Below are 14412 nucleotides of genomic sequence, written 5' to 3' on the forward strand. Positions count from 1 at the left end.
GTCAGGCGGCTACTCCGCGATGTCCCCGTCGCCGCGACGACCGAGGCCGACGGCGGTGAGGCCGGCGCGGCGCAGGGTGGCCGGGTCGACGATGTTGCGGGTGTCGATCACGATCGGACGCTTCACCGCCGACGCGATCACCGACCAGTCCAGGGTGCGGAACATCGGCCACTCGGTGAGCACCAGCACCGCCTCCGCGCCCTGCGCCGCGGACACCGCGTCCGCCGCCAACGGCACCCCGTCGATCTCGGTCGGCGGCGCCGCCCCGTCCTTGCCCTCCACGAACGCCGGGTCGAACCCGACCAGCTCCGCGCCGGCCTGCCGCAGCAACGCCGCGATCGCCAACGCCGGGGAGTCCCGCAGGTCGTCGGTACCGGCCTTGAACGTCAACCCCAGCAGCGCCAGCCGCACCCGCGACAGCGACCCGGTCCGCTTCCCGGTCACCGCCAGACGCACCTTGTCCACGATCCGCTGCCGCTGGCGGGTGTTCGTGTCGATCGTCGCGCGCAGCAACCGGAACTCGAAGTCCGCCGAGTCCGCCACCTGCAACAACGCGTGGGTGTCCTTCGGCAGACACGACCCACCCCACCCCGGGCCCGGCGACAGGAACGCCTGCCCGATCCGCCGGTCGTAACCGATCCCCTCGGTCACATCCGAGATGTCCGCCCCGACCCGCTCGCACAGCTCGGCCATCGCATTCACGTACGACAGCTTCATCGCCAGGAAGCAGTTCGCCGCGTACTTCATCAACTCCGCCGACGCCGCATCGGTCAGCACCGTCGGCGCACCCAGCCGCGCGTACAGAGCGGCCACCCGCTCCGCGGCGTCCTGGTTGTCCGACCCCACCACGATCCGGTCCGGCCCGAGGAAGTCCTTGACCGCCGAACCCTCCCGCAGGAACTCCGGGTTCGACACCACCGCGACGTCGGTGCGCTCGAGCAGCTCCGCGGTCCGCGCCGCCGTGCCCACCGGCACCGTCGACTTGTTCACCACCACGGTGCCCGCCGCCAGCTCCGCGCCGACCTCCTCGATCACCGACTCCACCGCGCGCAGGTCCGCCACCCCACCCGCGCCCATCGGCGTCGGGACACAGAGGAACAGCACCTCCGCCGGCCGACCGTCCTCGAACGAGCCCAGCGCCGCCCCCGCGCCGACCACGAACGACAACCGCCCCGCCGAGGTCTGCTCGGAGACCAGCTCCGCCAGATCCGGCTCCACGATGTCCACCACACCCCGACGCAGCCGCTCCACCTTGGCCGCGTCGATGTCCGCGCACACCACCTCGTGACCCAACGACGCCAGACAGGCCCCCGTCGTCAGCCCGACGTAGCCCGTCCCCACCACCATGACCCGCCGTGCGAACACCCCTGGCACCCTTCCTCGGGATCGGTTCGGACGTCACGGTGCCAGATCACGGTGGGTGAGCGGACGACTGCGGCTCAGTTCACGCCGGTCACGGCGTCGACGTAGTCCTGCCGGGTCGATCCCGACGACGGGTCGTCGAGCACGTCCTCGAAGGCGAGGAAGAACGCGGCGAGGGCACAACCGCGCGCGTAGCCGGGACTGCGTCGGATCTGCTCGGCCTCGGAGTCGGAGTTCGACGTGCCCCCGGTCTGGGCGGCCGGCGGGCCGGGGTTCTCCCCGACGGCGGCGAGTCCGGCGCGGGCGGCCTGGGCGCGGGCGAAGCGCAGGTTCGACCACGACGCGACGTTCGTGGAGGTCTGCACGCTGGTGGTGGCGTCGGTGGTCTGACAGGTGTCCTGCGCCGGAGTCAGCCCGCGGGCGGTGACCGCGGTGGCGTCGTCCACGCCGGTCAGGTCGACCACGACCGGGCCGGCGACGTTGCCGGCGAGCACCGGGAACTGGTCGACGTAGGAGAGGCCGCGGCCCAGCGAGCCGTCGCGGTCGCCGGTGCCGTTGAGCAGCGCGTTCGTCGCGGAGGTCAGGTCGGCGGGCAGCACGCCCTTGCCCGGAGCAGGGACGTGCACGGCGCCGGAGTAGCCCGCGGCGCGCAGCGTGTCGGCCTGCGCCTTGATCGCGTACACCAGCGAGCGCTCGTACCAGAGGAACCAGTTCTGGGCGGCGGCGGCGGTGACGGCCTTGCCGTTCCACGTCTTCGCGCCGGGAATCCAGCCGGGCATCGGCGTCTTCGGGGTGCCGGCGGCGAGGCCGGTTCCCTGCTGGGCGTCGGCGCCGTAGGCCCAGTAGCTCTGCAGGAACCCGGTGCCCGACTCGTTCGGTCCGGGGAAGCCGATCTCCCCGGCGGTGCTGGTGCCCACACGGATGCCGTCGAGCCGGGAGGCGGGGAGCTTCGCGACGATGCGCCGGAGGTAGTCGTTCTGCGCGTTGCGCACGGCGGCGGAGAAGATCGTGTCGACCGCCCCCGTCGTCGGGGTGTTGCCGCGCTGGTCGACCAGGGTGGCGCCGGCGAGCTGCCGCACCCACGACGGCGGGTACTGCGTCCCGGTGCCGACGACCACGCGGATGCCGGCGTCCAGGCAGGCGGTGACGCGGGCCGCGAGGTCGTTCACGTAGTCGGTGCTCTCGGCGGTGGCCGAGGTCGGCAGCCAGCGGTCCCAGTACGCCTCGACCTCCACGAGCCCGATGCCGGCGGCCTGGTTCGCGGCGATGTCGGAGGCCGTGCAGCCCGACGCCATCACGCCCCACGCCGGGTCGGTGGCGGCGTGCGCGGGGCGCAGGCCGAGGAGGGACAGGGCGAGCACCACGAGGACGACGACGAGGGCTCGCGAGTGACGGACGGGGCAGGAGTGACGCAGGAGGAGGGACACGATCCCTGCCATCGCGTCGTCCGGGGTCGGATGGCACACGTCGCCGTCGACGCGCACCGGACGGCGCAGCGGGTCCACGCCATTGGTCCAGCGGAGCCGTACCCACTGCTCCGAGCGGCGGATCGCCTGCTCGGAGCAGCCGTCGACGGGCCACCTGCCCGCCGCGAGGTGCACACCATGCAGGCGCGCGGCCCCGCAAACCTGCCCCACGTCACCCTCGCGGCGGGGGTCGCGGCTCAGCGTCCGATCGCCGCCGCGTAGTCGGCCGGGGTGAGGCCGCTCCGGTCGGTGTACAGGTCGTCCTCGAAGGCGAACAGGAACGCCGACAACCCGCAGCCGCGCGCGTAGGACACGGCGTACCGGAGCTGGTCGGCCTCGCTGTCGGAGTCGGCGGTCCCACCCGTCGTCGGGCCGGGTGGGCCCGGGTTCTCCCCCACCGTCGGCAGACCCGCCCGGGCGGCGGCCGCGGCGGTGACGCGCTGGTTCGGCCAGTCGTCGAGCGACGGCGCCCCGCTCACCAGCGCCTCGGCATCGCCCGGCCGACACCGGTCCTGAGGCGGCGAGAGCCGGCGGGCGCGGACGGCGGTGGCGTCGTCGAGACCGGTGATGTCGACGACCGCGTTCGGCACGGTCCCGGCCAGGGCCGGGAGGTCGGCGACGTAGTCCAGGCCCCGGCGCAGCGCACCGTCGCGCACCGCGGTGTCGAGCACCACCGCCACGGCGGCGTCGAGGGCGGCGGGCAGCACCCCGCGACCGGCGGCCGGGACGTGCACCGGTCCGCGGTAGCCGGCCTCCCGCAACGACCGCGCCCGGTCGGCGACGGCCCGGACGAGCGAGCCGGAGTACCAGCCGAACCACGCCCGGGCGTCGGCCGGCGTCACGGCGCGGCCCTGCCACGTCCGCCGGCCGGGGATCCAGTCGGGCAGCGGCGACGGGATCTGCCCCGGGGCCAGGCCCTGCCCCTGCTGCGGCGCGGGGCCGAACGCCCACCAGCTGTCGAACGCCGCCCCGGACGCCTCGGGGCCGGGATGGCCGAGCTCGCCTGCCGTCGAGGTGCCGACCCGGATGCCGACGAGCCGGTCGGCGGGCACGGCCGCGACCAGGCGCTGCAGGTACCGGTCGGCGGCGGCCGCCACGGCGGCGGAGAAGACGGTGTCGACGGCGCCGTTGGTCGGGGTCCGACCGGCCTGGTCGCGCACCGCGGCGTCGGGCAGCGCCCGGACCCAGCCCGGCGGGTACTGCAGCCCGCTGCCGAGGACCACGCGCACCCCGGCGTCGACGCAGCGCTGCACGCTCGCCCGCAGCCCGTCGGCGTACCCGGCGTCGACCGCGTCCGCCGTGGGCTCGAGCCGGTCCCAGTGCGCCTCGACGACGGCCACGTCCACCCCCGCCGGCCGGGCCGCGAGCCGCTCGGGGGCGCACGTCGAGTCCACGACGCCCCAGGCGGGGTCGGCCCGCGCCGGGGCCGCGGCCGGCGAGAGCGACGGCACGGCGGGGACAGCAGGAGGCACGGCAGCGGGAGGCCGCTCGGCCGGAGCCGCGCCACACGACGCGACGAGCGCGAGCAGCACCGCGAGCACCCGGACCGGCACGCCCGGAACGCCTCGCTTCCCCACGCCGGGAAGCCTGGCCGAGCCGACGCACCCGTCGTCGGGAAGGACCAGGAAACCGCCCGGTCCGGTGACCCTCAGCCGAGGACGGCCCGGCGGTAGTCGTCGCGGGTGACGCCGAAGCGGGGATCGTCCATCGCCCACTCGAACGCGACGAGCAGCGCCGCGAGCCGGCAGCCGCGTGCGTACGCGGGGGATCGGGCGATCTGGTCGGCGAGGGAGTCGGAGTAGGACGTGCCGCCGGTCTGCGCCGCGGGCGGCCCGGGGTTCTCCCCCACGGCCGGCAGGTTCGCGCGGGCGGCCTGGGCGCGGGCGAAGCGCTGGTTGGACCACAGGTCGACCCGTGTCCCGGAGGCGACGCTGGCGGCCGGGTCGCCGTCCTGGCACGCGTCCTGCGGGGGTGACAGGCGCCGCGCGAGGACGGCCGACCCGTCGTCGATGCCGGTCAGGTCGATCACGAGCTTCGAGACGCTCCCGGCGAGGACGCCGAACTCGTCGGGGTAGTTCAGGCCACGTCCGAGCGAGCCGTCGCGGTCGCCCGTGCCGTTCAGCAGTGCGTTCGACGCCGTCGTGAGATCTGCGGGCAGCACCCCCTTGCCGGGGGCGGGCAGGTGCACCTGGCCCGCGTACCGGGCGGCCCGCAGCGCGTCGTGCTGACTCCTGAGGGCCGAGGTCAGGGAGCGGGAGTACCACTGGGACCACGTCCGCGCGCTCGCCGCGGTGACGGCCCGGCCCTGCCACGTGCGCTGGCCCGGTATCCAGCCGGGCATCGGCGTCCGCGACGCCCCGGCGGCGAGACCGGTCCCCTGCTGCGCCGCAGGCGAGAAGGCCCACCAACTCTGGAGGAAGCCGTCGCCGGCCGCGTTCGGGCCGGGATAGCCGACTCCGATCGGGAGTCCTTCCTGACGACAGGGAGACCGAGTGGGCCCCCTGTCGTCACCGTCCGTCGGTGGCCTGCCGGGCGCCGCCGGCCGAGGCGCTCGGCGCCCGCTCGCCCTCGCGCGGGTGCTCGACGGCGGCCTCCACCCGCTCCTCGACGGGCTTCGCCGGTGCCCCCGGGGCCCGCTTCACGAGCGTGCGCATCCACTTCTGGGCGGGCCGCTCCACGAGCACGTAGGCCAGCCAGGCCAGGACGAAGGCCCCGAGCACCAGCAGGACGATCCCCAGGGCACCCCACGCGGGCCCGGGGAAGGTGCGCGGGTTGATCAGCAGCGAGGCCGCGAGAATCCACGGCACGTGCACCAGGAAGAGCGCGACGCTGTACTCGCCGCCGATCATCGACGTCCTGGTGGACAGGGCGTGGTCGAGCAGGCCGCGCCGCTGCGCGAGGGCCGGGACGACGAGGCCGATGAGCGGCAGCGCGAACATCGTCGAGACGCCCAGGTTCGACGCGACCACGATCGCGAGGAACGCGACGAGGGCGAGCGCGCCGGTCATGCGGCCGAGCCACGCGGGGATGCGGGTCGACACGGTGGTCAGCTGGTAGAGCGCGGCGCCGGCGAGAAAGGCACCGAAGGCCCGCGGCAGCGGCATGCCGTAGGTGATCGTCCCGTCGTCGAACCCGATGAACGAGTAGACGACGAGCGGGATCGCGCAGGCCACGAGATAGCCCACGAGGCAGGCCGCGGGCGTCCGCAGCCGCTGAACGAGCGGCAGGAGCAGCGGCAGCACGAGGTAGCAGGCCCACTCCGCGGACAGCGACCACACCGGCCCGTTCCAGGTCAACGAGTGCGCGCCACCCCACCCGGAGGTCAGCGTGATCTGGCGCAGGAGGTCCCACGTCAGGTTGCCGCCGTGCGGGATTTCGCGGCCGACCGCCCGGGAGACGAGGACCGCGGCGACCATCGCGGCGAGGACCGCGAGGTGCACCGGGTAGAAGCGCGACAGGCGGGCCCACAGGAACTTCCCGAACGTCGCGCGCCCGGGCCAGCGCGCGAACGTCCGCGCGTACCCGGAGCTGATCACGAAGCCGGAGAGGACGAAGAACAGGTCCAGCGCCACGTAGCCGTGGTGCCAGACCGGCAGGAAGAAGGCCGCCGTGACGGGGACCATCGCCACCGCGAACGGCGCGAGGTGCACCGCCACGACGACGAGGGAGAGGTAGCCGCGGATGCCGACCAGGCTCGGGATGAGCCCGGTCGGGGCTCCTCCGACGGCGGGGCGTGGTTGCTCGGGCATCGTCGCTCCTAGCCTTGGGGACCGAGACCGATGGGCGCCGAGCCGTCGAGCGGCCGGCTGAAGTCGTAGACCTTGAGATCGCCCGCGGTGCGGCCGTGGGCGAGGAAGACCACCGGGTAGCGCCGGTCGAGCTCGGCGATGGTGGCGGGCGTGAGGTCGGCCAGGCCGAGCTCGGAGAGCTGGGTCGAGACGACGCCGTAGCGGGAGTTCGAGGCACGGGCGTCGTCGATGCTGCGCAGCGGGAACACGCCGTAGCCGGGCATGACGAACTGCGCGGTGTGCTCGCCGAGCGCGATGTGCGTCGCCTTGGGGTCGACGTTCGCGAAGAGCCAGGCCGAGAAGGCGCTGTAGGTGTCGTCGGTCTGCGAGCGGATGTTCCACCAGATCGCACCGGAGCACGCGAGGACCACGACGACGAGCGCCAGGGCGATCGACGCGGCCCACCGGCGGGCGCGGGCGGCCCGCGTCACGAGCAGGCCCGCCACCACCGACAGCGGCACCGCGAGCAGGTAGAACGTCTGCTCCTCGACCTCGCCCAGGCCGAACGTGTAGGTGATCGCCCCGAGCACGCCCGCGATCCAGCAGACGATGACGGCCAGCGCGTGCTCGCCGGGGGCACGGACGCGGCCACCGAGGTCGCGCGGGTCGGCGAAGCGGTCCCCCGGCTCACCGCGCACCCGCAGCGAGCGCCACGAGAGGAGCACGACCCAGGCCGCGAACACCGAGGCGACCCCGATGAGCACGTAGGAGGTGCCGGTCAGGCTCAGGTTGGCCACGATCCGGCTGGAGAACGAGGGCGAGTTCGCCGAGCTGAAGCCGGTCTCCTTGACCAGCCCGACCGCCCGGAGGACCCCGCCGAAGGTCTGCTCCGCCCACCCGAGGAAGCGGCCGGTGACGACGGTCCAGAGCACGTAGCAGAGGTAGAACCCGATCTCGCAGCCGAAGACCGTGGCCGCCTCCCGGCGGCGCAGGCCCCACGAGAACACCAGCATGATCAGCAGCGGGAGGCCCGTGACCAGCCCGGCGTTCGTCTTCGTCGTGATCGCGAGGCCCCACAGCAGCCCGCCCGCCACGAGCAGCACCCACCGCCGCCGTCCGGTGGGCGACTCGGCGGCGAGGAGCAGGCACAGCAACCCGGCGAGGACCCCGAAGAGCATCGGGGACTCGAGCATCAGGCGGCTGTCGAAGCGGATGACGAAGGGGTCGAGCGCGTAGCACGCGCCGGCGACCAGGGCCGCCCAGCGCGGCACGACCCGGCGGGCGCAGGCGACGACGAGCGCGGTGTTCGCCGCCGCGAAGAGCAGGTTCGCCGGGCGCAGCGAGAGCACGAACTCGACGGTCATGCTGGCCTGCGGGGCGCTGATGAAGCGGCTGAAGTACAGGAACGCGAGCGGCGGGTGCAGGAAGAACGGCGCGTCGAACAGCTGCGGCCCGGTGCCCTCGGCGAAGGAGTTCGCCACGTCGGCGTACTGCACCTCGTCCATGAACAGCTCGTAGGCGGAGTGCTGGTGGAAGCCGCGCAGGAACACCGCGACCGCCACGAGCGCGAGGCTCGTGAGGACGAAGACGAGGCCGGGACGCCGTCCGGGCAGTGCGCCGCCGAAGGGGCGCGCGCCGTAGAGCACCCCGGTCAGCGGCGCCCCGGGCTCCCGGGAGAACCGGCGGACGAGGCCCGCCGTCGGGCGGTGGACGAGCAGGACGGTGCCGACGACCGCGAGCAGGTCGCGGACCCGCCACTCGAGGCCGGCGATCCCGCCGGGGCGGGCCCGTTGCGGTCCGGGCGCGGTGACGAGCACCCGGCCGAGCGGGGGCGCGGCGCCGGGCGGCAGCCGCCTGTGCCGGTGCCGGTGCCGGTGCTGACCGGACGGCGGTGTGGTGCGGGCACCCGTGCGGTGTGCGGGGGCGGCCCGGTGCCGCCCCCCGCCGGTCCCGGTACCGAGCGGCCCGGTACCGAGGCTGACCGGCCCGGTGTCGGCGTCGTCCGGCGCCGGGGGCAGCGGCCCCGCACCCGTCGTCGGGACCTCGGCGTGCCGGCCGCCCGGGCGCTCGCCGCCCGCAGCGGGCTCGACCCGGTAGCTCCGCCGCGCCCGGGCTCGGCGCGCCTCGGTGCCGGACCCGTTCCCGGTGCCCGGCCCGCCGGCCGCCTCCGTGCCCGCCGCGCCGCCCGCGTGCCGCGGGGAGCGTGCCCGGTGAGTGGTCGGACCGGCGACCAGGGCCGACGTCCCGGTGGGCGCACCCGTCGGCGGGGTGCGGGCCCACCGGCCGTCGGGGCCCGCGGTCCGGACCCGCGCCGGGTCCCGGCGCAGGCGGACCAGCGGGACGGAGGTGTCGGTCACGCCCCTCCCCGGCCCTCGGCGGCCACCCGTCGGTAGAACGCGTCCTGCGTCGCCGCGAGCGCGTCCCAGTCGTGGATGCGGGCGAGCTCCGGGCCGCGCCGGGCGACGACGGCGCACCGCGGCTCGTCGTGCCAGAGGACGACCAGGGCGTCGGCGTAGGCGCGGGCGTCGAACCCACCCGCCGTCGGGACCAGCAGTCCGCCCTCGGCGGGGACGACCTCACGCAGGCAGTCGATGTCGTAGGCGACGACGGGCGTGCCGACGGCGAGCGCCTCCGCCGCGACGATGCCGAAGGTCTCGAAGCGCGACGGGACGGCGGCGATCCGCGCGGCCGCCACGAGCTCGGACTTGTCGCGGCCGGCGACCCAGCCGAGGAAGCGGACCCGGTCGGCCACGCCCAGCTCGCGGGCCCGCTCGCGCAGCGCCGCCTCGTCCGGTCCGGTGCCCGCGAGCAGGAGGTCGCCCGGGATGCGGTCGGCGGCCGCGGCCCACGCGTCGAGGAGCAGGTCCAGCCCCTTCTGCGCGATCTCGAGCCGACCGACGTAGACGACGTCGCGGCGGGACGCGACCGGCACGGGCGGCACGGTGAAGGCGACCGGGTCGACGCCGTTGCCGATCACCGCCACCTCGGCCTCCGGGCTCAGCGCCTGCGTGGCCGCGCCGACGCCGTGCGAGACCGCCACGATCCGACGGTGGGTGCGCACGGCCCAGCGCTCCACCCAGTGCACCGGCAGGTGGTACTGCGCGGCCTTCTCCTTCGCGTTGAGCCACTGCACCACCCCGACGACGGGTCGCCGGGTCCAGCGCGGGATCGCCATCGACGAGATCGGGGCGAAGAAGTCCTCGACGACGAGGTCGACCGGACCCGGCCCGGCCTCGTCCCCCGGGTGCCGCCGACCGGCCCGGCGGGCGGCGAGGAACGCGGCCGCCATGTAGGGCAGCAGCCGGGTCAGGCGCGTCCGGCCGCGGCCGACGTGCGGGTGCACCCAGCGCACGGTGCCGGGGCCGTGGCGCTCCACCCGGTCCGCGGCGCCCGGGTAGCGCCCGGTGAGGACGGTGACGTGGTGTCCGGCCGCGGCGAGTCGGCGGTCGATCTCGGCGGTGCGCAGCGCGCCGCCCCCGGAACCCGGCATGGCGGGGTCCTCGAACGCGAGGTGCAGCACGTGCAGGGCCCCGTGCTCCCGGTCGGGCGGGGCGAGGCCCGCCTCCGGGCCGGGCGCGACCCGACGGCCCAGCACGGGCAGACCCACCAGCCCGAGGCCGAGGACGACCACGGCGACGAGCCAGAGCCCCACCGACGGGCGGGCCGCGGCGAGCACCACGGTCGCGAGGACCGCGTAGAGCACCCCGACGACGGCGGCGCGGACGAGCCCGGGGCCGGGCGGCACGCGGCGCGGGCGGTGCCCGGCGCCGAGCAGCGCGACGGCGGCGGCGCCGACGACCGCACCGAGCGCCGCCCCGGCGGCCAGGGAGCCGGCCGGGTCGGCGGGCACCCCCGGGAGTCCGACGAGCGTGCCGGCGGCCCCGAGCGCGAGCCCGGCCGCGAAGGCGGCGACCGCGACGGCCAGGGACACCGCGAGCGCGCGCCGGGCACGGACCGCGAGGAGCAGGGTGGCGAGCACCGTCGTCGTGCCGAGGCCGACGCCCATGAGGGCGAGGACCGGCAGGAGGGCGACCGAGGGCAGGTAGCGCTCGGGCAGCACGATCCCGACGAGGACGGTCGGCACGGTGGCGACGACCGCGGCGGCCGGGACGACGAGCGTGACGAAGGAGCCGAGGGCCTCGCGCAGCCGCAGTTCGCGGTCGCGGCCGTGGGCGACGCGCAGCACGGGGAAGCTAACCAGCGCCGTGCCGACGGCGACGTAGACCGGCGCCTTGGCGAGGGTGGAGACCGCCTGGTAGCCCGCGGCGGCCGTGGTGTCGGTGACGACGAGCGCGACGACGACGGCGTCGGCCGCGGCGAGGGCGGACAGGACGGCCTGGGTCGCGGCGACCCCGCCGGTCTCGGCCCACCGCGCCCGGTCGCGCAGTGCGCGCAGGACCGTCGACGGCGAGAGCCCGCGGAACGGTCCGGCGGCCGGGGTCAGCGACACGGCGAGCACGGCGACCGCACCGACGGCGAACCCGCCGACCGCACCCCACGCCCCGGCGCCCACGACCACGGCGACGACGCTCGCGACGAGACGCACGGCGACCTCGCCGACCGTCAGCGCGGCGTAGCGCACGAAGCGGGACTCGCCCTGCAGGTGGCCCCACACCGGCGCGATCGCGAAGAGGGCCAGCCCGGAGACGGCGGCGGCGAGGGCGGTGGGGACGTCGGAGACCGGGCCGACGACGAGCGCGAGCACGATCGCGGCGACGAGTCCGACCAGCACCGACACCCCGACGGCGAAGGCCGTGGCGGCCCGCCGCTGCGGGGCGTGGGCCGGGTACGCCCGGACCACGTGGGCCAGCGGGAACGGGATCAGCGCCGCCGACGCGACGCCCGCCGTGCCGACCACGGCGACGGCCGCGGCGAACGCGGTGTAGGCGGGCGCGTCGAGCAGGTGCGCCATCACCAGGGTCACCGCGTAGCTGAGCAGCCCGACGAGCCCGCCGGAGGCGGAGAGCAGCGTCGCCGTGCCGCCCGTGGCGCGGTCGTCCGGGGTGTGGCCGGCCTGCGCGGTCCCGGCCGGGGCGGCGCCGACGGGGGCACCGCCCCCCGGTGGCAGCAACGCGTCGTTGCTGCCACCCGGTGACAGCAACGACGCGTTGCTGCCACCCGAGGGCGCGCTCATCGGCCCGGGACGACGTCCGAGGGCAGGGTCTCGCCGCGGGCGATGCCCACGATGGCGGGACCGCCCAGGAGCTCCGGCCGGCTCGCGAGCCGGACGTAGGGCTCCTCGGCCCCGAGCCGGGAGATCACGCCGAGCGCGTCGACCTCGTCGCAGCCGCGCAGGAGCGCGAGGACCCGGTTGCGCCCGAGGCAGATCGACACCTCGTCGCTCAGGCGCAGGGCGGCCGCGGCCTCGGCGGGCTCCGGGTGGCTGAACCGCGCCAGCACCGTCATGTCCGAGCGGGCCCGACGACGGGTCGCCGCGCGGTGCAGCGCCGACCGGTCGGCCGGGGGCAGGTCGGACTCGGCCTGCGTGCGGTGGAAGGCGCGCATCTCGGAGAGCACCGACCCGGCGAGCAGCTCGGCCGAGCGCTCCCAGGAGAAGCAGCCCGCCCAGGTGCGGCACGCCTCGGCCACCTCGTCGGCCCGCGTCGGGTCGGCGAGCTCGGCCATGGTGCGCGGCAGGATCGCGGCGAAGTCGTCGATGCCGTCGACGAGCCAGCCCGTGACGCCGTCGAGGACCGAGTCGCGGATACCCGTCGTCCGGATGGCGAGGCAGGGGACGCCGGCGGCGGCGCCCTCGAGCACGACCAGCCCCCAGCCCTCGCCGTCGGAGGTCGAGGTGGTCAGCCACGCCGACTCCATGAGGGCGTCGCGCTCGGCGTCGCCCAGCCGGCCGTGGAAGCGCACGGTCCGACCGAGCCCCAGCTCGACGGCGGTGCGGCGCAGGGTGGTGAGGTCGGGGCCGTCGCCGATGATCTCGACCTGGAGGTCGGGGATGTCCGGCAGCGCCGCCGAGACCGCGTGCAGCAGCAGGTCGACGCGCTTGTGCGGGACGAGGCGGCTGGTCAGCACGATCGTGGGCTTCTCCGCCCGCCGACGCGTGCCGGAGGAGATCGCCGTGTTCATGCCGTTGGGCACGACGTCGATGGGGCCGTCGAACTTCAGCCGGCGTCGGAGCTCCTGCCGGGTCGACGCGGACACCGCGACCGTGCGACGTCGCTGGTAGACCCGCTTGGCCACCCGGCCCTCGAGCAGCCGCCCGACGAGGGAGCCGGCGGGCCCGAACCGCGTCGAGAACTGGTCCTGGTGGACGTGGTGGACGACCTGGACGATCGGCACGGAGTTGCGGGTGAACACCGGCGAGAAGAACGGGATGCCGTTCTGGCAGTCGACCACCGCGTCGAAGCGCTGGCGCAGGCTGCCGCGCAGCAGGCGCGCCGCGGTCCGGACGTAGACGCCCATCGTGCCGCCGGCCCGCAGGATCTCGATGCCGTCGATCTCGTCGCGGGCGCTCTGCCCGGCGTCGCGGGCGGTCAGCCAGGTGACGTGCACGCCCGCCTCCACCCAGCGCTTCGAGATCTGGTGGGCGTAGGCCTCGGCGCCGCCGGCCTGCGAGTGCCGGATGTCGCGCCAGTTCAGGACGAGCACGCGGCAGCCCGCGAGCTGGGCCGTCGCACGGCCGAGGACCGGGATGAGCCGGACCGGCGGCAGGGTCTCCTCGGGGGTGGGCAGGGTCGTGGTCACGGAGCGCTCCCGAGGGCGGTGGTGGTGGGGGCGGACGCGGCGGGGACCCGTCGTCCGGGCAGGGCCGGGCCGCTGCCGCGGTTCAGCTCGCGGTGCAGCTTGGCCACCGCCCCGAAGGCGGCGAGGCCGTCGCGGACCGGGCGCAGCGTCGAGCCGGCGGTGTCGGTCCAGGTCACGGGGACCTCGGCGATGCGGCCACCGTCGTCGCGGACGTGGCGCAGGAGCTCGATGTCGAAGGCGAAGCCGGTGGAGCGGCACTTCCACAGCGCGCTCTGGACGGCCTCGCGACGGAAGAACTTGAAGCCGCACTGGGTGTCGTGGATGCCGGGCACCAGGGGCCGGGACAGCATGCGGAAGGCGGTTCCGCCGATCCGCCGGCCGAGCGGCTGCTTGGTGGCGATCGACGCGCCCGGCGCGTGCCGGGAGGCGATCGCGGCCGCGGCCCCGTCCTCGAGGGCGGCCATCACGGGCAGGAAGGTCTCGAGCGGGGTGGAGAGATCGGCGTCGGTGAACCCGACGACCCGCGAGCGGCTGGTCCGGAGCCCGCGGATCACCGCGGCGCCCTTGCCCGCCTGCGAGCAGCCGATCGCGACGGCCTCCACGCACCAGCCGGTGGCGACGTTGCAGGCGCGCCCGGTCACGTTCAGCACCCCGGCGGCGGTGTCGTCCACGCTGCCGTTGTCGACCACGACGATGCGGGAGGTCCACGGCTGCTCGGAGAGGAACGCGACCATCGCCGCGAGGGTGGCCGGGAGCCGCCCGGACTCGTTGTAGGCCGGGATGACGATCTCGAGGTCGACCGGGGAGCGGGCCCCGGCCTCCTCGGACGCGGGCGGGCGTTCGGCGAGCTCGTGGGTCGCGCGCGAGACCTCGCGCGCGACCGCGGCGACGACGGCGTCGTCCACCACGTCGACCAGTTCGGTGCTGCGCACCTCCTCCACGAGGTCGACGGGTCGGAGCTCCCCGGGCCCCCGGAGCGCCGGGTGCGGGGACAGGGCGTCCTCGAGGCGGTCCGTCACGTTCTGCACGTCACAACAATCGACCGTTCAGCCCAGCGATTAACCCCTTCGTCTGCGAACCATTCGGTGCGCTCTGTCGTATTTCCGCTGGTCGGGCGACGTCCGACCACCGCATCGAGGCCCGGAAAGCCGCCGCGA

The 14412-nt window shown here is 75.5% G+C and carries 9 protein-coding genes; all 9 read right to left on the reverse strand.

The window, feature by feature from the left end:
- Window positions 1-9 precede the first annotated feature (9 nt).
- On the reverse strand, window positions 10-1365 hold the full coding sequence (locus tag BJ983_RS17190) for a nucleotide sugar dehydrogenase (protein WP_179794911.1): 1356 nt from the start codon (window positions 1363-1365) through the stop codon (window positions 10-12).
- A gap of 74 nt (window positions 1366-1439) precedes the next feature.
- Window positions 1440-2963, reverse strand: a complete 1524-nt coding sequence (locus tag BJ983_RS17195) for a hypothetical protein (RefSeq protein ID WP_343054229.1) — start codon at window positions 2961-2963, stop codon at window positions 1440-1442.
- A 62-nt stretch (window positions 2964-3025) separates the two neighbouring features.
- The gene (locus BJ983_RS17200; RefSeq protein WP_179794912.1) at window positions 3026-4405 is read right to left on the reverse strand and encodes an alpha-amylase family protein; all 1380 of its coding nucleotides are present in this window, start codon (window positions 4403-4405) and stop codon (window positions 3026-3028) included.
- A gap of 71 nt (window positions 4406-4476) precedes the next feature.
- Window positions 4477-5169, reverse strand: a complete 693-nt coding sequence (locus tag BJ983_RS17205) for a hypothetical protein (protein ID WP_179794913.1) — start codon at window positions 5167-5169, stop codon at window positions 4477-4479.
- A 166-nt stretch (window positions 5170-5335) separates the two neighbouring features.
- Window positions 5336-6577 (reverse strand): acyltransferase family protein, encoded by a 1242-nt coding sequence (locus BJ983_RS17210; protein WP_179794914.1) that lies wholly within the window; start codon window positions 6575-6577, stop codon window positions 5336-5338.
- A gap of 8 nt (window positions 6578-6585) precedes the next feature.
- Window positions 6586-8913 (reverse strand): phospholipid carrier-dependent glycosyltransferase, encoded by a 2328-nt coding sequence (locus tag BJ983_RS32380; protein WP_179794915.1) that lies wholly within the window; start codon window positions 8911-8913, stop codon window positions 6586-6588.
- Window positions 8910-11690 (reverse strand): glycosyltransferase family 4 protein, encoded by a 2781-nt coding sequence (locus BJ983_RS17220; protein ID WP_179794916.1) that lies wholly within the window; start codon window positions 11688-11690, stop codon window positions 8910-8912. Before BJ983_RS17220 ends, BJ983_RS32380 begins: the two co-directional genes overlap by 4 nt.
- A complete protein-coding gene (locus tag BJ983_RS17225) occupies window positions 11687-13255 on the reverse strand; it encodes a glycosyltransferase (RefSeq protein WP_179794917.1) in 1569 nt (522 codons plus the stop codon). The genes BJ983_RS17220 and BJ983_RS17225 overlap by 4 nt, the downstream gene beginning before the upstream one ends.
- Complete coding sequence (locus BJ983_RS17230; protein ID WP_343054230.1) at window positions 13252-14283, reverse strand: glycosyltransferase; 1032 nt, start codon at window positions 14281-14283, stop codon at window positions 13252-13254. The genes BJ983_RS17225 and BJ983_RS17230 overlap by 4 nt, the downstream gene beginning before the upstream one ends.
- Between the last annotated feature and the right edge of the window lie 129 nt (window positions 14284-14412).

It is taken from the genome of Actinomycetospora corticicola, assembly GCF_013409505.1.
Lineage (GTDB): Bacteria > Actinomycetota > Actinomycetes > Mycobacteriales > Pseudonocardiaceae > Actinomycetospora > Actinomycetospora corticicola.

Bases quoted from the DNA above. Each gene is read 5' to 3' on its own strand.
- BJ983_RS17205 (WP_179794913.1), bottom strand. From the start codon at position 5,169: ATGCCCGGCTGGATACCGGGCCAGCGCACGTGGCAGGGCCGGGCCGTC.
- BJ983_RS17210 (WP_179794914.1), bottom strand. From the start codon at position 6,577: ATGCCCGAGCAACCACGCCCCGCCGTCGGAGGAGCCCCGACCGGGCTC.
- BJ983_RS17220 (WP_179794916.1), bottom strand. From the start codon at position 11,690: ATGAGCGCGCCCTCGGGTGGCAGCAACGCGTCGTTGCTGTCACCGGGT.